Below are 19,656 nucleotides of genomic sequence, written 5' to 3'. Positions count from 1 at the left end.
ATTAATTGCTTTATAGCTGACGCCACAGGGATTCGAAACCATCATCATCAGTTGTTGGCTTATCCTGGTTTAAGGGTTTGCTTTCGGACGACTTAATTTGATATTGATTGAATGCTGACGTTCCCTGTAAACGTTTGATCAACTGGTATTTATCTTCCCGTCCATCAATATTCAATCCAACTTTATGACCGACTTGAAATGGCATCCTTGGTACGATAATGGATATTGGCTGACCAATCTGCCTGATCTCGGGAATGATCATCGCACGCATATAGTCGCCATGTTGACCGGTTTTATTATGAAGACGAATTGCACTGGGTCTGGCATTCGGCGCAATCAACTCCACTCCCATCAAGGCGCCCTCTTTGGCGGCTTGTCTGATCCAGCGGATAATTCCAAGATTCCAGCGATTAGCGTTGCTTTCCCGTATAACAATAATTTCACCAGTCTGCACATTCGCCGCCAGGCTCTGCTGCCATCTTATACAATATCCTCTCGGGGAGGTATTCACCAGAGAAACAATATATTTCGGTGGAGCCTCCTCTGTATCCCGAGGAACATCTATCGCACTGTCACCGGCAAAATCCAGGGGCTTGCTGGTGGAACTAACATCATTACGTGTTGCTCGCCCGGCATCAAATGACTCTTCCCAGACATCCTGATGTTCCCGCAGAGTTTTGTTTTCGTTCATATCAAAATGAACTGCACTGGAGCCCATAAACGGATTGTTTTCATACCCTCCCTGGGAATGGTAAAGCTGTTGATAAAACCCAACCTGACCAGACAGATGATAATGGGATGCAATCAGCCCCACCGCTATCTCCACTTCTCCGGCCGCTGGAGAGCGGCTGAAAGTTCGCTGCTTCATGCCTCCCCATGACTGAATCAAGTGGTTTATCAATACTGCACTGATACCTTCCGGAACTCTAAAACCACTACTGCCGGTAGCTTTACCATTACTGGCACCAGAATTCTGGGATGCGTGCAAAGCTCTGACCAACGCCGTAGTATTGAGCCCCATATAATCAGATAGGGCCTGGGGTTTTAGCAAATGCCGATATATCGGCCCGGAATCGGACTCAGGGTTAATGATTAATGTGGAACGCTCATCCGCCACATCCTCAATCTGAACATCAGACGCCCATAACTCCAGAGCACCATATACTTCAGACAAATCACGTTGGTGGAGTTGATTAGGCTGACAGGTGCCCAATAGTAAGGTCCGGCAATACAGCTCCTTAATTGACAGCTTCTTATCACTGACCGACATATCATCGGCAAGCTGGTAGTGTGTAAGGTTATAAGCTACGGAAAACTGATACAACTGATGCAGCTCGCGCCAAATGCCCGGTGGTGTACGCAAATAAAGCTGATAGGAACGCAATATATTGGGAGCGATGTCGGCCAGAACCCGATGCAAAGATTTGGAAACAATCTCTTTCGCCTTGCCAGTCCCATTATTCATAAACTCAGCAAGAATAATCTTATAGCCAATCGCCAGATGGGTTTGCAGGGCCTGGGCCAGATTAGCGATCTTTCGCTGATTTTCGTCCAGAACCACTGTTTGCAATAGATAACGGTTGTTTAAGGCATTGCAGATGTAATATATAGGCCCACGAACCAGCTCCAGCAACTCAAACCGACTTTGGTCAGATAACCGCAATTGGTTAAACTCAATGACCGCATGGTAAAGCTGACGCGCCGTTTCACCGATATTCGCCATCGGCAAACTGCTTACCCACGCATTCAACTGTCTTGCCGTCGGTTCACAAAAAGACAAGGTGGTCAGCGTTTGCCGCGGTACCTGTAAATATTGTTTATCCTGGCGGCTATCCATGCAAACCTTCTATTAGCATACTAATTCAAGACTTATCAAGCGGTTGGAGAACTTACTAATCTACATATAGTTACTGAACCAATCCAGGGATACATGTCAGATTTTTCATCGATCTTTACGTCTAGTATAGTCACATATCAGCAGACTTGTACAAAACCGCTATATGACTGCTTAGTTGACCGCAGTTTTCGAAAGCTCTCCTGGAATTTCCCTTACCAGTTTAGGTACAAGATAACCGGGAAGATTATGAGATAACTGCTCTATCAACAGTCGCGCTTTTTGATCCGTCACCAGAAAATGTTCTGCACCTCTGACCTTGTCCAACAGATGCAGATAATAGGGCAAAACCCCCATCTCAAAACCTCGCCGACACAGCTCTGTCAGAGTGACAACACTATCATTCACCCCTGCCAACAATACTGCCTGGTTTAAAAGTGTTGTCTGGGCAAGCTGTTTAAGGTGCCAGTACATTTGGTCAGAGAACTCATTACCATGATTCGCATGCAGCACCATGACTTTTTTAAGCGGTAGAGCATTCCACCATTCACAAAACTCTTGGTCCAAACGACCTGGAAGTACCACAGGCACTCGACTGTGAACCCTCAGGGTTTCCAGGTGCGAAATGGCACAAAGCTCCGTAGTCAGCGATTTCAACCGGCGGGTAGGCCACAACAATGGATCTCCACCACTAAGAATCACTTCCGTAATACTGGGATCATTGCGAATATATTCAATCACTGCGGGAATTGACGCATCTGACAATCCCTGATCAGCGTAATCAAAATTACGGCGAAAACAGTAACGGCAATTGACAGCACAGGCACCTCCCAATACTAACAATATCCGCCCAGCATATTTATGAATAAGCCCAGGCACGACCATAGCTTCAAGCTCCTGCAAAGGCTCCGCAACAAACCCAGGATGAACATCTAATTCCTTAATCTGCGGTAAAACCTGCAACAACAACGGATCATTCCAGTCACCTTTCCGCATGAGACTGGCATAATGTCGCGTTACTTTCAGGGAAAACCCTTGTACAACCGGACTCAGCAGGTCTGGATGGTCCTTATCTGCAGCCAGATTCAGATACGATAATAAAGCTTCGGGAGTACGAAACATCTCCTTCAATTGATCTCGCCAATTTAATATTTCCACAGCTTGATCATAAACAGGTATCATAGCGCCCCTTAAATTCTGGCTAACGAAAAAATTAATAACCATATTGGATTAACAGATGGCTAATTATTCTACCAACGAATTTCGCGGTGGTCTCAAAGTATTACTGGACGGAGAACCCTGCAGTATTGTCGAAAACGAATTCGTCAAACCGGGCAAAGGACAGGCGTTCAACCGCGTCAAGCTTAAAAACCTGAAAACTGGGCGTACCTGGGAACGCACCTTTAAATCCGGTGAGTCACTGGAAGGAGCAGACGTACTCGATATCGATATGGAGTATGTATATACAGATGGTGAATTCTGGCATTTCATGAAAACGGATGGTTCTTATGAACAACTTGCCGCCGGCAATGATGCCATTAAGGAAGCCAAAGACTGGCTGAAAGAACAGGACGTGTTTGAGGTTACTTTGTTCAACGGACAAATTCTGTCGGTAGTACCACCGAAATTTGTGGAACTTGAAGTAACAGAGACCGATCCTGGCCTGAAAGGTGATACTGCACAAGGCGGATCAAAACCAGCCACGTTGAGCACAGGCGCGATCGTCCGGGTACCACTGTTCATTGAAACCGGAGAAATCATCCGCGTGGATACTCGTAGTGGCGAATATGTCAGCCGCGCCAAGCAGGACTGACTTGTTCATGCAGTCGGCAGGGCTGCTGCAATAAACCCTGCCGATATTTTTTTATCTATCTAATAAATTATGACCACCTGGAAACCGACAGCTCCGCTTCAGAACCTTATTACCCGCGCTCAAATCATTAATAAAGTCCGCAATTTTTTTCAGCAACGCCAGGTACTGGAAGTTGAAACCCCTATAATTTCCCAATTCGCTGCAACAGATCCTCACCTGGATTCATTCAGAGTCAATGATCATTTTTTGCAGACCTCACCGGAGTTTCCGATGAAACGCCTGGTGGCAGCAGGCAGCGGTCCTGTTTTTCAGATCTGCAAAGTCTTTCGTCAGGATGAAGCCGGTAGGCGTCACAACCCGGAGTTTACGATGCTGGAGTGGTATCAACCAGGATATACAGACCAGCAACTATGGCAGGAAGCGATTGCCTTAATCAGCTGCATCACTGGCGCGCACCCCACTCAGGTTATCAGTTACCGGGATGCCTTTATTTCTCAGCTGCAGGTAGACCCAATCACCTCAGATATATCTACCCTGAAAAAGCTTTGCTATGAACATACAGGGGCAATAGCAGATGATTTCAGTCGCGAAGATTGTCTGGATCTGCTGATATCCATGGTTATTGAACCTGGATTCAATCCAGATGAATTTACCGTGCTACACAGATTCCCTGCTTCACAGGCAGCTCTGGCAAAAAAGACAACAGATGAAGATGGGGAGATGGTTTCGCACAGGTTTGAAATTTTCTTTAAAGGAATGGAACTCGCCAATGGCTACTGGGAACTAACGAACACCAGCGAACAGGAAGAGCGGTTTGAAGCAGACAATCAGCTGCGCCTGAAGTTGGGCAAACAGGCCTTACCGGTTGATAGACTCTTGCTGGACGCTCTCGAAGCTGGCTTGCCCGATTGTGCCGGCATCGCTCTGGGTCTTGATCGGTTGGTCATGATTGCCTGTAACAGCAGTAACATCAAAGAAGTACTGAGTTTTTCCTGGGAGAATGCCTGACTAAATCAATCAGGCATAAGAGCGTTTTAATCTTTAATTCTTAACACTGGTCGATTTCGCCACCAGTGCATCAAGCTTTTGGGAAATCCGCTTTTCTTTTTCTTTGCGTCTTACCTGAGCCTGTTTACGCTGCTCATATTTCTGTTGCTTTTCCTGGCGTATCTTTTCGACCTCAGCCACTTTTTCATTGGCATGTTGGGCTTCTTCAGCGCTGACAGGAGCGACTTCTGACCCATCAAGATCGATTCGCATTGCACCTTCTTTAAGGCAGCTCAAGTAGGCATAGTGTCGAACATAAGCTGACAACGCCCGCCGAATCTTAGTCTTTGAAACTTTACCATCTTCAGCCAGTGACTCATGGATACCGATTTTCAAAGGACGGGGTTTTTTTAGATCAAAGACCTCCGGATATGCCTCAGACAAAAGCTCCACGGCAACTTTGGCGGCTTCCCTTTTTTTACTCCGCTGTTCCGGAGTTAATTTCTTTTTAATCACTGTTGCATTTGAAGATTCAGACATAGTTACCAAAGACATATATTCCGGTGTTTATAGAGGGGGCGAGCATACAGGCCTTAACCTGGACTGACAAGCACTCGCGAAACATTAATACCCGGCCTGCGCAGCAACACCGGGACCTACTGTTAACTCAACCATTAATGGCCACTAAGTTACTGTAACAGGCTCTCTCCAAGGCGAATATCACCATTAGGTCTGAATTCCTTTGACCATTGAATCGATGTATTGTCAGACAACAGAACAACCGTAGAACCCAGACGAAAGCGTCCCATTTCTTCCCCCCGGGCAAGTGTTACCTGTTTTTCAGGATAGTCGCGACGCAAAATTTTGCGCGTTATTGGCGCTACTATGCCGGCCCACGTGGTTTCAATGCTGGCGACGACCATCGCCCCAACCAGCACCATAGCCATCTTTCCATCAGGTGTATCAAACACAGCAACCACTCTCTCATTACGGGCAAACAACCGCGGCACGTGATCAGCCGTTACCTGATTAACACTGAACAGTTTTCCAGGGACAAACACCATATTCTCCAATTTTCCATCCATCGGCATATGGATACGATGATAATCTTTAGGCGAAAGATATATTGTCATATATTTTCCGGATGCAAACTGCTCCGCCAGCTGCTGGTCTCCACCTAATAATTCCATAACAGAATAAGTCTGCCCTTTGGCCTGCACGATTCGTCCATCTTCGATGTCACCACTCTGACTGATACGGCCATCTACAGGAGAAACCCACAAATTATTTTGCTCAGCCAATGGCCTGGATTCCGGCTTCAGTGCGCGGGTAAAAAATTCATTAAAGGTTCGATAACTATGCAAATCTTCAGTCACCGCATCTTTGAGGTCTACCTGATACCGGTTGGCAAACCATCGAATAACCCTGGATGTTAGCCAGGGCCAATGCCGGTCAGCAAAAAAGCCAATAACCCGGGAAATAAAATGTTGTGGAGCAAGGTACTGAAACCATATAAACAATCTATCTTTCATTCACTCTTCTCAATAAATCGGAAACTCAAGACAGATCAGTCTCAAAATCCTGCATGAAGTTTTTTTCAGTCAAAGCTACAAGTCGTCGGAACTGCATATAAGCGTCCTGTTGCACTTCACGATTTTCATCCGGCATAAAGTACACCAACCCATAACGATCATTATTTACACAAAAAGACTTCATATAAAACAAATCGTCTGAAATCAGCTGCCGAACATCTTCAGGCAGCTGTCCCATGGCAAGAGCCGATTTATCCTTTGCAATTCGAATACTGCTGGAAGCCGTCAACATTTTCAGCAACCACCCTGTCTTTGGAATTGCAAATTGATAATCCAGATATTTTTCCAAGCCACCACCACGAGCCACTTCAAGTCGCATTTTATCTCCATTAGGAAACGCAATAAAACAACATTTCCCCTGCAACAGATTCATAAGTTGCTCTAATAATCGGAACAATAAACGACTCTGCCATTTGGTTATTCCGTGAATGGAATCCTCTGCTGCAGATTGATACTCAGGGTGTTGTGCCAGGATTGCTGCATACCCATGTTTTATGACATAACTAATCAATGAATCATGATAACTTTCTATGGCACGTCCAATCCAAACGGGCAAACTTGCCTCAAAATTATCGATCAAAGTTGCATTAGCAGCCTTTTTAACCAAACTATGATAACGATCAGAGCCATACTCCTCACGGCAACTGCCTGCAAGCTGATGACTGATTGGAAGGAAAAATTTGAGCGCTTGATATTTGAAATTCAAACTGGCCGGAGGCGTCTCTTCGTTCTCCAACCATGCCACGATACGTTCCAGTGTTGGCAGCATATACGTGTCTATTGTAAAAACGACAAGATCCTGATACGAAAAACCCAAGACTCCTTCAAACACCTGATTAACAGGTTCACCACTGGAAACGCGATACTCAATTCCTTCCAGTAAAACCGGGTCCTTAACTGCCATCAACCACCAGACCGCATTGGCAAACACACATGCCCAATAATCTGTTTCGGTCCATTCAACCTGACGCAAATCATGCCAGCTTTCCAGTAAACTGGCCGCCACCATACTGTCCACAATAAACTCCAATAGACGTTTATTATGATGCTGCTGCGGATCAAGCCGTTCCAATTTGGCTGCTCTTTGCAGGATTTGGTTAACACCCAAAGCAACAATAGCGTCAGAAACGGTGACTATAGCCCCTTGGGGCACAGCCTTAGAACGCTTGCTCCAGAGTAGAATCTGCATAGCCAGCAAAGGGTCGCTCTTGACATGCTCAGTGAACGCTTTTTCATTCGACCCAAATTGTTCGAGTTCATCCTGTGGCAACAGGATCGGCATCCCGGTGTCCACTATGGACCCCAACCAATCCTCTAACTGTGTTTCTAAAATCATCAATGACTCTTTAATTGATATTAAGAATAACCAAAACATCAGACCAGACTTGGCCTGGAGCGCTGTTTAATTCAGGCAAAGTATTATAAATACAGTCGTTTAGCTTCTCTGGAAGGTTTCGACAGCCGGTCCAGTTCATCATACTGCTCACGCAACCTGACTACAGTGGCAACATCATTGGCATGAGAAAATCCGACATACACACTGCTGTCTGGACGATAAAGCACCCCACTACGATCAATCAACAAAAAACTCGCAAATGGTTTCTTGGATTCAACGTATGCAGGATCCAAAACCTGTATTTGAATTGTACTGGTCATTCGTCTGGACAAATCCAATACAGGGTGCCCGGAACCGACTAGCTCCTTATCTGTTGCCAGAATGATATCAATTTTTGAGTTCCGATGACCCGTTGAAAATGCCTTTAGCCGGGAAAATACTTCGGCATCGCCATATAACGGGGATTCCAGATCAAAACTGACGATCTTAATCTCCCTGACCGCCGCCTGAAGCAATACACAAGCCTGGGTCTTGAATGCTGCCAATGACTCTAGCCGAACCACCCCTGTATCTGCATCCACAATGACTCACCTTTATTTCACGATAGTTTATACTGATTGCATTCGAATACCGTTAACATAAACAATCACCTTAGGGGAAACAATGGAACGCAGCGAAAACCTTGTATGGATTGACTTGGAAATGACCGGTCTGAACCCTGATACCTGCCACATCATTGAAATAGCCACCATCGTGACTGATAAAGAGCTGAATATTTTGGCCGAAGGCCCAAATCTGGCAATTCATCAGCCAAAAGCAATCATGGATCTCATGGATGAGTGGTGCACCAAGACTCATGGTGAAAATGGCCTGACCGAAAGGGTGCTGAACAGCGATATTTCCATGGCTGAAGCCGAACGCCAGACCCTTGAATTTCTCTCAGAATGGGTAGAGCCAGGCAAATCTCCTCTGTGTGGTAACAGCGTCTGGCAAGATCGCCGTTTCTTATACAAAGAGATGCCGGAACTCGAACGCTTTTGTCATTATAGGATTATCGATGTATCAACCCTGAAAGAGCTGGCTCGCCGATGGAAACCCAACATCGTTTCAGGGCATACAAAGAAAGGAGCCCATCTGGCTCTGGACGACATCCGCGAATCCATTGACGAATTAAAATACTTTAAAACACACCTTTTGAATCTGGATTGACAGGTCCTGTCATCACAAAGCATGGCGAGAGCCAGGGGGCTCCGCTTTAATCCGGCTGCTGTTCCCGCAGTCGGCTGACCGCCCAGTGAATATGCTCATCCACCATCGGACTGACTTCTCCCAGCTTTTGCGACAAACGATCCACCCAACCCCACTCACCCGAGTTACCGATCGCAATCGCGAGGTTACGTGTCCATTTTTCATAACCAATCCGTCGAATGGGAGACCCTTGCATTCGATCCAGAAACTGCTGCTCATTCCACTGCCACAAGTCGGCCAGCGAGCATTCATCCAGCGTATGCCGTGGCTGGTAATCCGGCTCTTCAGTTAGCTGGGAAAACTTAGTAAACGGACAAACTATCTGGCAGTCATCGCAACCATATATACGGTTTCCCATCAACGGCCGTAATGACTCAGGAATAGCGCCATCATGCTCTATGGTCAAATATGAAATACATTTGCGGGCATCCAGAACCCCCGCTGCAACAAACGCGTCAGTTGGACATTCCGTCAGACATTGCTGACAACTGCCACAATGTTTTCGGGAAACTGGCGGATCAGCTGGTAACTCGAGAGTTAGAAACAATTCTCCCAGAAAAAACCAACTACCAGCCTGCTCATTCAATAACAAGGTATTTTTGCCAACCCACCCCAGACCAGACTGCTCAGCCAGCTCTCGCTCCAACACAGGAGCACTGTCTACAAATGCCCGGAACCGAGTTTCCTCCAACTCGGTGTTGATCTTCTGCCCCAGCGCTTGCAGCTTATTACGCATGACTTTGTGATAATCGCGACCTAAAGCATACCGGGCAACATAGGCCTTGTCGGGCTGCAACAACAACTCCTGCATTCTGTTAACGGAGTCGGGGCGATAATTCATCCGGACCGAGACAATCGTTTTGACACCTTCAACCAGTTGCCTGGGGTCATAGCGAACATGTTGATTATTCTCCAACCAGTGCATAGTGCCATGATAGCCTGAGTCGATGTGTTGCTTATGGGAATCAACATATGAGAACACGTCTGGCACACTAAAACTGCATGCCTGAAAACCCAGTTCCAATGCAAACTGCTTGATTTGATCCTTTACTTGATCCAGATTGAGCGCTGAAATCTGCAACATTCAGTTTTGATACACGTGATGACAGTTAGCTTGTGATACCATAACCCGCTGGCAGACAGCAACCGGGATGTTCCTGAATCATACAAACCACATGAAAGAAGTAATATTAAACGCCCCATCAGAAGCAGAAACCATTCATATCGGCCACTTACTGGCTTCTGAGGTTTTTGCCGATTTTAGTGGCATAGTCTATCTGCAGGGTACCCTTGGCACAGGCAAAACTACCTTGGCCCGCAGCATTATTCAGGGGCTGGGCTGGACCGATAGCGTAAAAAGCCCAACTTATACGCTTGTGGAGCTTTACGAAGTTAAAGAGAAGCAGGTAGCTCACATGGATTTATATCGCCTCGGGGATCCTGAAGAACTGGAGTTTATCGGTATCAGAGACTTCACTGATGGCAACACACTCTGTTTAATAGAGTGGCCTGAAAATGGAATGGGGATTCTTCCGATGGCAGACCTGCATATAATGATCACGGACTCCGGAAACGGCAGGACGTTGACACTCCATTCCAACAACCACCGACTGACCAACAAAATAGCAGACATATCAAAACGACAATGAGAAAAATATTATTGTTAGTGGCCAGCCTTTGTTTCAGCGTTCTTTCTTTTGCAACTGACGTTGAGGGTATTCGGCTTTGGAAGGCACCGGATAACACGCGTATCGTATTTGACCTCTCGGACAGCGTTGATCATAAGCTGTTCACCCTAACGAACCCCAACCGGGTTGTCGTAGACTTGAAAAGTTCAAATTTCAAAGCATCTACAAACGACCTTGACCTGACTGAGTCGGGTATTGCTTCCATCAGAACAGGTAAACATGGCAATGACGGACTCCGAATCGTACTGGATCTGACATCACGACTCACACCAAAATCTTTTGTCCTGAAACCCAATGATCAGTATGGACACAGACTCGTGATTGATTTGGGCCGACCTGACTCAAACCAAAGCATAGAGGCTCCTGGGAAGGTTAAGGAAACCCGCTCAACGGCTGAACTTAAAGACAGCAAACGCAACCTGATCATCGCCATTGATGCCGGTCACGGTGGTGAAGATCCAGGTGCCACTGGGCGCAAGAAAACCAAAGAAAAAGATGTGGTACTGGCCATTGCCAAAGAACTCAATAGCCTGTTGAAGGCTGAACCGGGGTATCAGCCGCTCATGATACGGACGGGGGACTATTATATTTCACTGACAGGGCGACGCGACAAAGCCCGGAAAAACCATGCAGACCTTTTTGTGTCCATTCACGCAGATGCCTTCACAAATCCGTCTGCCCGCGGCGCCTCCGTTTATGCGCTGTCCGAACGGGGAGCAACCAGCGCCACAGCCAAGTATCTGGCAGATAAAGAAAATGCCACAGATGTCATTGGTGGAGTGGGTGGCGTCAGCCTGGAAGGTAAAGAAGAAGTCCTGAAATCAGTTCTGGTTGATCTCTCCATGAGCGCCACTTTGAGCAGCAGTATCGCACTGGGTCATGGCGTACTGAGAAACCTCGGCAAAATGACCACACTACATAAAACCAGTGTTGAACAGGCAGGATTTGCGGTGTTGAAATCCCCTGACGTGCCCTCCATTCTGGTGGAAACCGGATTCATATCCAATCCTGGAGAAGAAAAAAACCTCAGCTCCAGGCGCTATCGCCAAAAAATTGCCAAAGCCATTTTCCATGGTATCACCACGTATTTTCGCAACAACCCGGAGCCGGGAACTTATGTCGCATGGGTAAAAAACCAAGCAGGGCGTTATAAAAAATATACAGTCGTGAAAGGTGATACGCTTTCAGACATTGCCCGTAAAAACGGTATATCAATAGATCAGATACAGGCCCTGAATAATCTGAAAAACAACAACATCAGGATTGGCCAGATTCTCAAGTTACCAGAAGTCTGACCCCCACTTGTTAAAACAAAGCATCATGTCCAAGATTCATCAGCTCAGCCCGCGACTGGCGAACCAGATCGCCGCAGGAGAGGTAGTCGAACGACCAGCCTCTGTAGTTAAAGAAATACTCGAAAACAGTCTCGATGCCGGTGCCCGCCGGCTTGATATTGATATCGAGGAAGGCGGTATCAAACTGATTCGGGTCAGAGACAATGGCCATGGAATCAATCAGGAAGATCTGACCCTCGCACTCTCCCGCCACGCCACCAGCAAAATCCTGGTTCTGGATGACCTGGAAGCAGTTGCCACCTTAGGTTTCAGAGGTGAAGCGCTTGCTTCCATTGCCTCTGTTTCCAGACTGACACTCAGTAGTCAAACTGAAGCCCAGGAACATGCGTGGCAGGTCACTACATTTGGTCGTGACATGGAAACCGAAGTAAGTCCATGCTCACATCCCACTGGAACCACTGTGGAAGTAAGGGATCTTTTCTTTAATACACCGGCCCGACGAAAGTTTCTGAAGACCGAAAAAACTGAATTTACGCACATACAGGAAATCATCAAACGCATCGCGCTATCGCGCTATGATGTCACCATTAATTTGCGGCACAACGGCCGCCAGATTTATGCACTAAAAGCGTGCTCCAGTGCCGTTGAACAGGAACGACGCATGGCCATGCTATGTACTCCTGAATTTGTCGAGCAATCTGTAACGATCGAAGCAGAAGCGTCTGGCTTACGATTATGGGGTTGGGTTGGTCTGCCAACATTTAACCGTAGCCAGGCTGACTTACAATACTTCTTCGTAAACGGCCGTTCAGTGCGGGACCGGGTCGTCGCTCATGCCGTCAAACAGGCGTATCGCGATGTATTGTTTCACGGCCGCCATCCAGCCTATGCACTTTACCTGGAACTGGCACCCGAAAATGTCGACGTAAATGTCCACCCGACTAAACATGAGGTGAGATTCCGGGAGAGTCGTCTGGTCCACGACTTTCTATTCAGTCGCCTGCATCGAGCCCTTGCAGATGTCAGCCCGGAAACCATTAACACCACCAAAAACCCGATCAAAGTAGACTTGGAAACCGGTGCCATTACTGAACAGCAACCCATGAACCTGGCCCCGGCGACTCGCGAATTCAGTGCACCTGCCAACACTCTCAGTCACTCTGACCCTGTGACACAGAAACAATTTTCGCAACCGCAGCAAGGCAACAGGGTTAATGACCAAATAGCAGCATACAAGGCGCTACACCCCGGAACTTCCCGGGCAGATGAAACCCAAACCGAAGAAATCCCACCAATGGGATTCGCCATTGCCCAGCTACATGGCATTTATATCCTGGCACAAAACACTCAGGGATTGATCCTGGTGGACATGCATGCAGCTCATGAACGCATTACTTATGAAAGAATGAAACAGGCCTTCGACAATAACAGACTGACAGCACAACCAGTGCTGGTCCCCATTCAACTGCATGTTAGTCAGAAAGAAGCTACCGCCGCCGAAGAATTTTCTGACCTGCTCAGTGATTTTGGTTTTGAAGTCAGCCGTACTGGCGACGAAACCATTGCCGTCAGACAAATACCCGTTATCCTACAAAATGCCGATCCGGAAGCCCTGATCAGAGACTTTCTCAGCGAATTGGCAGATCATGGCAACAGTGACGCCATCATTGCCGCACGCAACGAGATTCTTGCAACAATGGCCTGCCATGGATCAGTACGCGCCAACCGGCAACTGACGATTGCAGAAATGAATGCGTTACTCAGAGATATGGAAATTACAGAACGCAGCGGACAGTGCAATCACGGCCGCCCCACCTGGGTCCAGCTCTCCATGAACGAACTCGATAAACTGTTTCTAAGGGGACAATAGTGCTGCCGGTTATTTTTTTAATGGGGCCAACCGCAAGCGGTAAAACAGACCTTGCCATCGAACTGGTTCAACAGTTCAACTGCGAAATCATCAGCGTCGATTCTGCGTTAATCTATCGCGATATGAACATCGGAACCGCCAAACCTACCGCCGCTGAACTGGCACTGGCCCCACACCATCTGATCGACATTATAGAACCCCACGAAAGTTATTCTGTCGCGAACTTTCGCCAGGATGCACTATCAATCATTGATGATATCCAGTTTCGTGGCAAAGTCCCCCTTCTTGTAGGTGGAACCATGTTGTATTTCAAAGCTCTACTCGAAGGCCTGGCAGATAACCTACCTCAAGCATCTGCTGACTTACGAAGAGAACTTGAACACCAACTACAAACGGAAGGGTTGGCAGCGCTGACACAGCGACTGAAGGCTCTCGATAACGAAGCAGCCAAACGAATCCATCTCGACAACCCTCAACGGGTCATCAGGGCACTTGAAGTTATCCTCAGCACCGGAAAATCAATTACCTGGTTCTGGGAGCAACAAAAACACCAACCTGAGCCATTCCCTTACCCGACTATTCAACTGGCCGTAGCACCACAGGAACGCAAAGCACTGCACTCCAGGATCGAGCAAAGGTTTAGTAAAATGATCAAAAATGGATTTGAACAAGAAGTTGTAAAACTGCGCCAGCGCAAGAATTTAAACTTGGATTTACCTTCGATGCGCTGTGTTGGGTACCGACAAATGTGGCAATATCTGGACGGCACCCTTAGCTATGAAGTAATGATAGAAAAAGGTATCATCGCGACCAGACAGCTCGCGAAAAGGCAGCTTACCTGGTTAAGGGGGTGGCAAGGGCTCGAATGGTTCGATTCAGACCATACAGCATTGCCAGCACAGGTGAAGGATTTCTTGCTCAATAAAGCCTTTTTCTGTTGAAGTGAATGACGCTGTTGAGAATTTAGTCTTAACTGTATAAAGACCCAAAATTATGGCTCGCTGGCGTTTATGCCGACTGCCAACCGATAACGATACTTATAAAGATACCTATTTAAGGAGCATACAATGTCAAAAGGGCACTCGTTACAAGACCCTTACCTAAACGCCTTGCGCAAGGAAAGGATACCAGTCTCTATATTCCTGGTGAATGGAATCAAATTGCAAGGCCAGATCGAGTCTTTCGATCAATTTGTGATTTTGCTGAAAAATACAGTCAGTCAAATGGTGTATAAGCATGCTATTTCCACTGTAGTACCAAGCCGTAATGTGAAAATAGCGGTAGACGACACCGAAGATGGCGAAGAATAAGGCGGAGATTGAAGAAACTTGCTATTCGATCGAGCCCAGGCAGGGGATCTGGCAGTACTTGTTCATATCGACTTTCCTGAAGGCGATGACAGAGAAGATCCCCGCGAATTTGAAGAACTTGTTATTTCTGCCGGTGCCAACCCTCTTGTTCTGATTACAGGAGTGCGTTCGGTGCCGGACCCCAAACTATTTGTTGGCTCCGGCAAAGTTGCCGAGATTAAACAGGCGGTTATTGATACTCACGCCGATGTTGTTTTATTCAATCATGCTTTAAGGCCCAGCCAGGAACGTAATCTGGAGAGGGAACTGGAATGTCGGGTATTGGATCGAACAGGTCTGATTCTGGATATCTTTGCACAACGTGCCAGAACTCACGAAGGTAAACTACAGGTCGAATTGGCGCAACTGAATTACCAGTCCACCCGACTGGTAAGAGGTTGGACCCACCTGGAACGACAAAAAGGCGGGATCGGCCTTAGAGGTCCAGGGGAAACCCAGCTCGAATCTGACCGTCGACTCTTGCAGGCCCGTATCAATTCGATTCAGAACCGCCTTAAAAAGGTTGAAAAACAACGGGACCAAAGCCGTCGCTCGCGTACTCGCTCAGACACGCCTACGGTATCTCTGGTTGGATATACCAATGCAGGTAAATCCACACTATTCAATTATCTGACTGAAGCAGAGGTGTATGCTGCTGATCAGATGTTCGCAACATTGGACCCTACTCTTAGAAAACTCCACGTCAGCGACCTGGGTCCGGTTATCCTGGCTGACACTGTCGGCTTTATTCGCCACCTACCCCATCGTTTGGTTGATGCATTTAAGGCGACACTACAGGAAACCATTGAAGCAGATCTGCTGCTACATGTTATTGATGCTGCAAGTAATGAGCGTGATCACAATATCGAACAAGTCGAAACAGTGCTCACTGAAATAGGTGCAGAACAGGTTCCGATTCTGGAGATTTATAACAAAATAGACCTCATGGAACACGCAGAACCAAGCATAGAACGCAACAGTGACGGCACACCAAGACGAGTATGGGTGTCGGCAAGAACTGGTCATGGCACTGAATTGATCGGCCGCGCCATCGCAGAAATTCTGGGAGAGGAAATATTCGATCAACAGATCAGAATCTCTCCTGCCGAAGGACAATTACGCGCATTGTTTTTTGCCAAAAAGGCCGTATTAAACGAAAGTTATGCCGATAATGGCGACATCCTTCTGCATGTAAGATTACAACAGAAAGACATGCTGCAGGTTCTGACCCAAGCCGGTGTTGAGACCACTCGCTTTGTCCCGGCACCGGAAAAAGAATTTTATGAACACTAATCATATAGACCAACGGAGACAACCAATGGCCTGGAACGAGCCACCAAGTGGCAATAACGACAAAGACCCCTGGGGCAACCCAAAACGAGGCAATAATGATGGCCCACCAGACCTGGATGAAGTGTTTAAGAAGCTCAATAGCCTACTCGGTGGATTGTTTGGTGGAGGCAAAGGAGGAAACTCTGGTAACTCAGGATCATCAGGCGGAGTTATTACTGTACTGATTCTGATCATCACAGTGGCATACCTGATCTTCAATTCTTTTTATACGGTCGACGAAAAAGAACGTGGCGTCGTACTAAGAATGGGCAAATTCAGCTCCATTGCGAATCCAGGCCTTCGCTTCAAAATACCATTGCTCGACAGTGTGGAAAAAGTTGAAGTGACAACGATTCGCGAATTCAGCGACAAATCCACCATGCTGACAAAAGATCAGAACATTGTGGAAGTCAGCTTTAACGTGCAGTGGCAGGCAGCAGATGCCCGCGCCTACGCTTTGAACGTTGAAAACCCATCACGAGTACTGGAACATGCGTCCGAATCGGCATTACGTCATGTTGTGGGAAGCTCACTCATGCGCCAGGTAACAACATCAAACCGCGCCCAGTTGGCAGTGGAAATGAAAGACCGCCTGCAGTCGCTAATGAATGACTATGGTACTGGCATTCTGGTGTCCCAGATCAACTTTGCGGATGCTCGGCCACCTCAGGCAGTTCAAGCTGCTTATGATGATGTCATTAAGGCTGAAGCCGACGAACAGCGTTTCCAAAACGAAGCAGAGTCGTATCGCAACCAAATTATTCCGGAAGCCCGTGGCCTGGCCCAACGTCAGATCGAAGAGGCCAACGCCTATAAAGAAGAACTGATCGCCAAAGCCCAGGGGGACGCAGAACGTTTCAACCGTCTGTACGCTGAATATAAGAAAGCGCCCGAAGTCACCCGCCAGCGCCTATACCTGGAAACCATTTCTGAAATATATGCCAAATCCAACAAAGTGCTGATTGACGTAAAAAATGGCAACAATCTGATGTACCTGCCACTTGATCAGCTCAAGCAGCAGGGTGGCAGTATTTCGGATTCATCAATCTCGCAGAAAGATATCGACGACATTATTGACGAGTTCAAGCGTCGCGGCATCATCCGTTCAACCAGTGGCAACTAAGGAGACCAGCATGGGTAATAAGAGTTTTTTTGCTGTACTGATCGTCCTGATTGCAGGGCTGGTATTGTTCAACAGCGTATATATTGTCAGCGAAAAAGAAAAAGCGGTTATGCTCAGGTTCGGAGAAATTGCCAAGGCTGATATCCCCCCTGGCATACATTTCAAAGTACCGGTCATGAACACTGTCACCAAATTCGAAGGCCGGGTCATGAACATGGATACCCGTAAAGAGCGGTTTATTACCGCCGAGGATCAGTTCCTGGAAGTAGACAGCTATGTTCAGTGGCGTATTGACAATACCCGCAAATACTATCAGGCCACTTCCGGCGGCCAGAAAGAAGTTGCTATGAATGTTCTTGCCAATCGTGTCAATGATGGATTGCGGTCAGAGTTCGGTAAACGCACACAGAACGAAGTAGTTTCAGGTGAACGTGATCAATTGACCGCCATTATCAAAGAACGTGTGGACACTGTTGCTAAAGAACAGCTGGGTATTGAAGTTCTGGATGTGCGGGTTAAAGGTATAGACCTGCCGCAGGATGTGTCCGAGAACGTCTTCAGGCAGATTCGTACCGCACGGGAAAAGGAAGCTCAGGAAAAACGTGCCCGTGGTAAAGAACAGGCTGAAATCATCAAAGCAGATGCTGATCGCCAGAAAATCGTGCTCCAGGCAAACGCCTATAAAGAGGCCGAGGAAATCCGTGGTGAAGGTGATGCAGAAGCAGCTAAGATTTATGCCGATGCCTACTCCAGAGACCCTGAATTCTATTCATTTACCAGGAGTCTGAAGGCTTATGAAGATACCTTCACCAATGGTGGAGACCTCATGCTGCTGGAACCTGACAGTGATTTCTTTAGATATTTGAATAATCTGAAAGGCACTGCCAAATAAGTTTTATCGCTTTATCGTTAATTTAGTCTGGCACTCAGACCGACAAAGCGAGTAGAATTGGTTAACCGGGCCTGTTGTAAAACCGCCCGGTTTTTTTATGCCTGATGGAAATGAATAATGAGTAAGATTGATCGCTGGATTCTCCCGGATGGAATCGAAGAAATACTTCCTCCTGAGGCCAATCAGATCGAACATTTAAGACGAAATATTCTCGACCAATTCGCGCTCTGGGGCTACCGACTGGTAATCCCTCCCCAAGCAGAATACCTCGAATCCCTGCTGACTGGCATCGGTCACGATCTCGATTTACTAACGTTTAAACTGACTGATCAGATGACGGGCAGAATGATGGGCCTGTCAGCGGATCGCTCTCAGCAGGTTGCACGAATGGATGCCCACTCCATCCAAACCAACGGTCCGGCCCGTTACTGCTACTCCAGCCCAATAGTGCACACCCGACCAGCACACTTACAGGCCAGCCGTAGCCCTATTCAGATTGGCGCAGAGCTATACGGGGTTAAAGACATCTGCTCAGATATAGAGATTGTCTGCCTGATGCTGACCGCACTGAAACATATCGGCATTAGCGACATAACGCTGGATCTGGGCCACGTAGCCATTTACCGCACAGTCGTCAATGATATTGGCCTGAATCATGAAACCGAAGCCGAACTATACAAAATACTACGCCAACGCTCATTACCTGAACTTGACGCATTTCTGGCGCAGCACCTGAGCCAATACCCTCTGCTCGAAAACATCAGAACACTATCCGGCCTGTCCGGTGACGAGTCCGTGCTCGATACAGCCATTACCACATTAAGCAGCATCAGCCCCAGTATTGAGGAATATATAAAACCTCTTCAAACCCTGGCACAGGAAATTCAACAGGAATTTCCTATCGTGAACCTGCACTTTGATCTGGCCGAACTACGCGACTACAACTACCACACGGGATTAATTTTTTCTGTCTTTGTGGATGGATTGGCACAACCTATCGCCAAAGGCGGGCGCTATGACAACACTGGCCAAGTTTTTGGACGAGCCAGACCTGCAACCGGATTCAGTGCTGATTTGAAAACACTGGTCAAAATTGCACCAGCAGTATCATCCGAGGGATGCATTTTTGCCCCGGCGGACCCTGACCCCCAGTTAAAAAAACGAATCAGGGAATTGCGGCAATCAGGCCATAAAGTGGTTCAGGCCCTGACTGTAGATGACACACCGGAAACCACCGGCTGCAGCCAAAAGCTCAGCTTTTCGAGTAACACATGGGCAGTAACCAATATTTAACTCC

Annotated in this window: 19 protein-coding genes; 12 read left to right on the top strand and 7 right to left on the bottom strand. The window is 47.3% G+C overall.

What is annotated here, in order from left to right; all coding sequences use genetic code 11:
* Window positions 1–10 precede the first annotated feature (10 nt).
* Both ACQY6I_RS01415 and epmB read right to left on the bottom strand, forming a co-directional pair.
* Entirely contained in the window at window positions 11–1,837 is a 1,827-nt protein-coding gene (locus ACQY6I_RS01415) for a hypothetical protein (protein WP_428239686.1), read from the bottom strand.
* 171 nt (window positions 1,838–2,008) lie between these two features.
* Window positions 2,009–2,992, bottom strand: a complete 984-nt coding sequence (epmB, locus tag ACQY6I_RS01410) for an EF-P beta-lysylation protein EpmB (RefSeq protein ID WP_428239685.1) — start codon at window positions 2,990–2,992, stop codon at window positions 2,009–2,011.
* Window positions 2,993–3,071: 79 nt separating this feature from the next.
* Between epmB and efp the strand changes: the two genes are divergently transcribed.
* Together efp and epmA are read left to right on the top strand one after the other, a co-directional pair.
* On the top strand, window positions 3,072–3,647 hold the full coding sequence (efp, locus tag ACQY6I_RS01405; RefSeq protein ID WP_428239684.1) for an elongation factor P: 576 nt from the start codon (window positions 3,072–3,074) through the stop codon (window positions 3,645–3,647).
* Window positions 3,648–3,716: 69 nt separating this feature from the next.
* A complete protein-coding gene (epmA, locus tag ACQY6I_RS01400; protein ID WP_428239683.1) occupies window positions 3,717–4,655 on the top strand; it encodes an EF-P lysine aminoacylase EpmA in 939 nt (312 codons plus the stop codon).
* 33 nt (window positions 4,656–4,688) lie between these two features.
* Here epmA and ACQY6I_RS01395 read toward each other — a convergent pair whose 3' ends face one another.
* From ACQY6I_RS01395 to ACQY6I_RS01380, 4 genes are all read right to left on the bottom strand, one after another.
* Complete coding sequence (locus ACQY6I_RS01395; protein ID WP_428239682.1) at window positions 4,689–5,174, bottom strand: ProQ/FINO family protein; 486 nt, start codon at window positions 5,172–5,174, stop codon at window positions 4,689–4,691.
* A gap of 149 nt (window positions 5,175–5,323) precedes the next feature.
* Window positions 5,324–6,166 (bottom strand): archaetidylserine decarboxylase, encoded by an 843-nt coding sequence (asd, locus tag ACQY6I_RS01390; protein ID WP_428239681.1) that lies wholly within the window; start codon window positions 6,164–6,166, stop codon window positions 5,324–5,326.
* Between the two features lie 25 nt (window positions 6,167–6,191).
* Complete coding sequence (locus tag ACQY6I_RS01385) at window positions 6,192–7,562, bottom strand: hypothetical protein (RefSeq protein WP_428239680.1); 1,371 nt, start codon at window positions 7,560–7,562, stop codon at window positions 6,192–6,194.
* Window positions 7,563–7,645: 83 nt separating this feature from the next.
* Window positions 7,646–8,143 carry a hypothetical protein gene (locus ACQY6I_RS01380; RefSeq protein ID WP_428239679.1) on the bottom strand — a complete coding sequence of 166 codons (498 nt, stop codon included), beginning with the start codon at window positions 8,141–8,143 and terminating at the stop codon, window positions 7,646–7,648.
* An 82-nt stretch (window positions 8,144–8,225) separates the two neighbouring features.
* On the opposite strand from ACQY6I_RS01380, the gene orn reads away from it, so the two are divergent.
* The gene (orn, locus tag ACQY6I_RS01375; RefSeq protein ID WP_428239678.1) at window positions 8,226–8,771 is read left to right on the top strand and encodes an oligoribonuclease; all 546 of its coding nucleotides are present in this window, start codon (window positions 8,226–8,228) and stop codon (window positions 8,769–8,771) included.
* 46 nt (window positions 8,772–8,817) lie between these two features.
* Here the strand turns inward: orn and queG are convergent, their stop codons facing one another.
* Entirely contained in the window at window positions 8,818–9,894 is a 1,077-nt protein-coding gene (gene queG, locus ACQY6I_RS01370; RefSeq protein WP_428239677.1) for a tRNA epoxyqueuosine(34) reductase QueG, read from the bottom strand.
* 67 nt (window positions 9,895–9,961) lie between these two features.
* Here queG and tsaE point away from each other — a divergent pair, with 67 nt between their 5' ends.
* The 9 genes from tsaE to ACQY6I_RS01325 all read left to right on the top strand — a co-directional run bounded on the left by tsaE (window position 9,962) and on the right by ACQY6I_RS01325 (window position 19,652).
* Window positions 9,962–10,459: a tRNA (adenosine(37)-N6)-threonylcarbamoyltransferase complex ATPase subunit type 1 TsaE gene (tsaE, locus tag ACQY6I_RS01365; RefSeq protein ID WP_428239676.1), complete on the top strand. Its 498-nt coding sequence runs from the start codon at window positions 9,962–9,964 to the stop codon at window positions 10,457–10,459.
* Window positions 10,456–11,793, top strand: a complete 1,338-nt coding sequence (locus ACQY6I_RS01360) for an N-acetylmuramoyl-L-alanine amidase (protein ID WP_428239675.1) — start codon at window positions 10,456–10,458, stop codon at window positions 11,791–11,793. The genes tsaE and ACQY6I_RS01360 overlap by 4 nt, the downstream gene beginning before the upstream one ends.
* A gap of 25 nt (window positions 11,794–11,818) precedes the next feature.
* Entirely contained in the window at window positions 11,819–13,663 is a 1,845-nt protein-coding gene (mutL, locus tag ACQY6I_RS01355) for a DNA mismatch repair endonuclease MutL (RefSeq protein WP_428239674.1), read from the top strand.
* Window positions 13,663–14,604: a tRNA (adenosine(37)-N6)-dimethylallyltransferase MiaA gene (gene miaA / locus ACQY6I_RS01350; RefSeq protein WP_428239673.1), complete on the top strand. Its 942-nt coding sequence runs from the start codon at window positions 13,663–13,665 to the stop codon at window positions 14,602–14,604. The genes mutL and miaA overlap by 1 nt, the downstream gene beginning before the upstream one ends.
* 126 nt (window positions 14,605–14,730) lie before the next feature.
* A complete protein-coding gene (gene hfq / locus ACQY6I_RS01345; protein WP_044616913.1) occupies window positions 14,731–14,973 on the top strand; it encodes an RNA chaperone Hfq in 243 nt (80 codons plus the stop codon).
* Between the two features lie 18 nt (window positions 14,974–14,991).
* A complete protein-coding gene (gene hflX, locus ACQY6I_RS01340) occupies window positions 14,992–16,305 on the top strand; it encodes a ribosome rescue GTPase HflX (RefSeq protein ID WP_428239672.1) in 1,314 nt (437 codons plus the stop codon).
* A 25-nt stretch (window positions 16,306–16,330) separates the two neighbouring features.
* Window positions 16,331–17,467, top strand: coding sequence for an FtsH protease activity modulator HflK (hflK, locus tag ACQY6I_RS01335; protein WP_428239671.1), 1,137 nt, complete (start codon window positions 16,331–16,333; stop codon window positions 17,465–17,467).
* Window positions 17,468–17,477: 10 nt separating this feature from the next.
* Window positions 17,478–18,359 (top strand): protease modulator HflC, encoded by an 882-nt coding sequence (gene hflC / locus ACQY6I_RS01330; protein ID WP_428239670.1) that lies wholly within the window; start codon window positions 17,478–17,480, stop codon window positions 18,357–18,359.
* A gap of 117 nt (window positions 18,360–18,476) precedes the next feature.
* On the top strand, window positions 18,477–19,652 hold the full coding sequence (locus ACQY6I_RS01325) for an ATP phosphoribosyltransferase regulatory subunit (RefSeq protein ID WP_428239669.1): 1,176 nt from the start codon (window positions 18,477–18,479) through the stop codon (window positions 19,650–19,652).
* Window positions 19,653–19,656 lie beyond the last annotated feature (4 nt).

This window comes from Gynuella sp., from assembly GCF_050297175.1.
Lineage (GTDB): Bacteria > Pseudomonadota > Gammaproteobacteria > Pseudomonadales > Natronospirillaceae > Gynuella.
This window is presented reverse-complemented; position numbering and strand designations above follow the sequence as displayed.

Excerpts from the sequence above, each read along its gene's own strand:
- ACQY6I_RS01325 (WP_428239669.1), top strand. The coding sequence starts at position 18,477 with ATGAGTAAGATTGATCGCTGGATTCTCCCGGATGGAATCGAAGAAATA.
- hfq (WP_044616913.1), top strand. The coding sequence starts at position 14,731 with ATGTCAAAAGGGCACTCGTTACAAGACCCTTACCTAAACGCCTTGCGC.
- tsaE (WP_428239676.1), top strand. The coding sequence starts at position 9,962 with ATGTTCCTGAATCATACAAACCACATGAAAGAAGTAATATTAAACGCC.
- orn (WP_428239678.1), top strand. The coding sequence starts at position 8,226 with ATGGAACGCAGCGAAAACCTTGTATGGATTGACTTGGAAATGACCGGT.
- ACQY6I_RS01360 (WP_428239675.1), top strand. The coding sequence starts at position 10,456 with ATGAGAAAAATATTATTGTTAGTGGCCAGCCTTTGTTTCAGCGTTCTT.
- queG (WP_428239677.1), bottom strand. The coding sequence starts at position 9,894 with ATGTTGCAGATTTCAGCGCTCAATCTGGATCAAGTAAAGGATCAAATC.
- hflC (WP_428239670.1), top strand. The coding sequence starts at position 17,478 with ATGGGTAATAAGAGTTTTTTTGCTGTACTGATCGTCCTGATTGCAGGG.
- asd (WP_428239681.1), bottom strand. The coding sequence starts at position 6,166 with ATGAAAGATAGATTGTTTATATGGTTTCAGTACCTTGCTCCACAACAT.
- ACQY6I_RS01385 (WP_428239680.1), bottom strand. The coding sequence starts at position 7,562 with ATGATTTTAGAAACACAGTTAGAGGATTGGTTGGGGTCCATAGTGGAC.
- ACQY6I_RS01395 (WP_428239682.1), bottom strand. The coding sequence starts at position 5,174 with ATGTCTGAATCTTCAAATGCAACAGTGATTAAAAAGAAATTAACTCCG.
- ACQY6I_RS01415 (WP_428239686.1), bottom strand. The coding sequence starts at position 1,837 with ATGGATAGCCGCCAGGATAAACAATATTTACAGGTACCGCGGCAAACG.
- efp (WP_428239684.1), top strand. The coding sequence starts at position 3,072 with ATGGCTAATTATTCTACCAACGAATTTCGCGGTGGTCTCAAAGTATTA.
- hflK (WP_428239671.1), top strand. The coding sequence starts at position 16,331 with ATGGCCTGGAACGAGCCACCAAGTGGCAATAACGACAAAGACCCCTGG.
- mutL (WP_428239674.1), top strand. The coding sequence starts at position 11,819 with ATGTCCAAGATTCATCAGCTCAGCCCGCGACTGGCGAACCAGATCGCC.
- epmA (WP_428239683.1), top strand. The coding sequence starts at position 3,717 with ATGACCACCTGGAAACCGACAGCTCCGCTTCAGAACCTTATTACCCGC.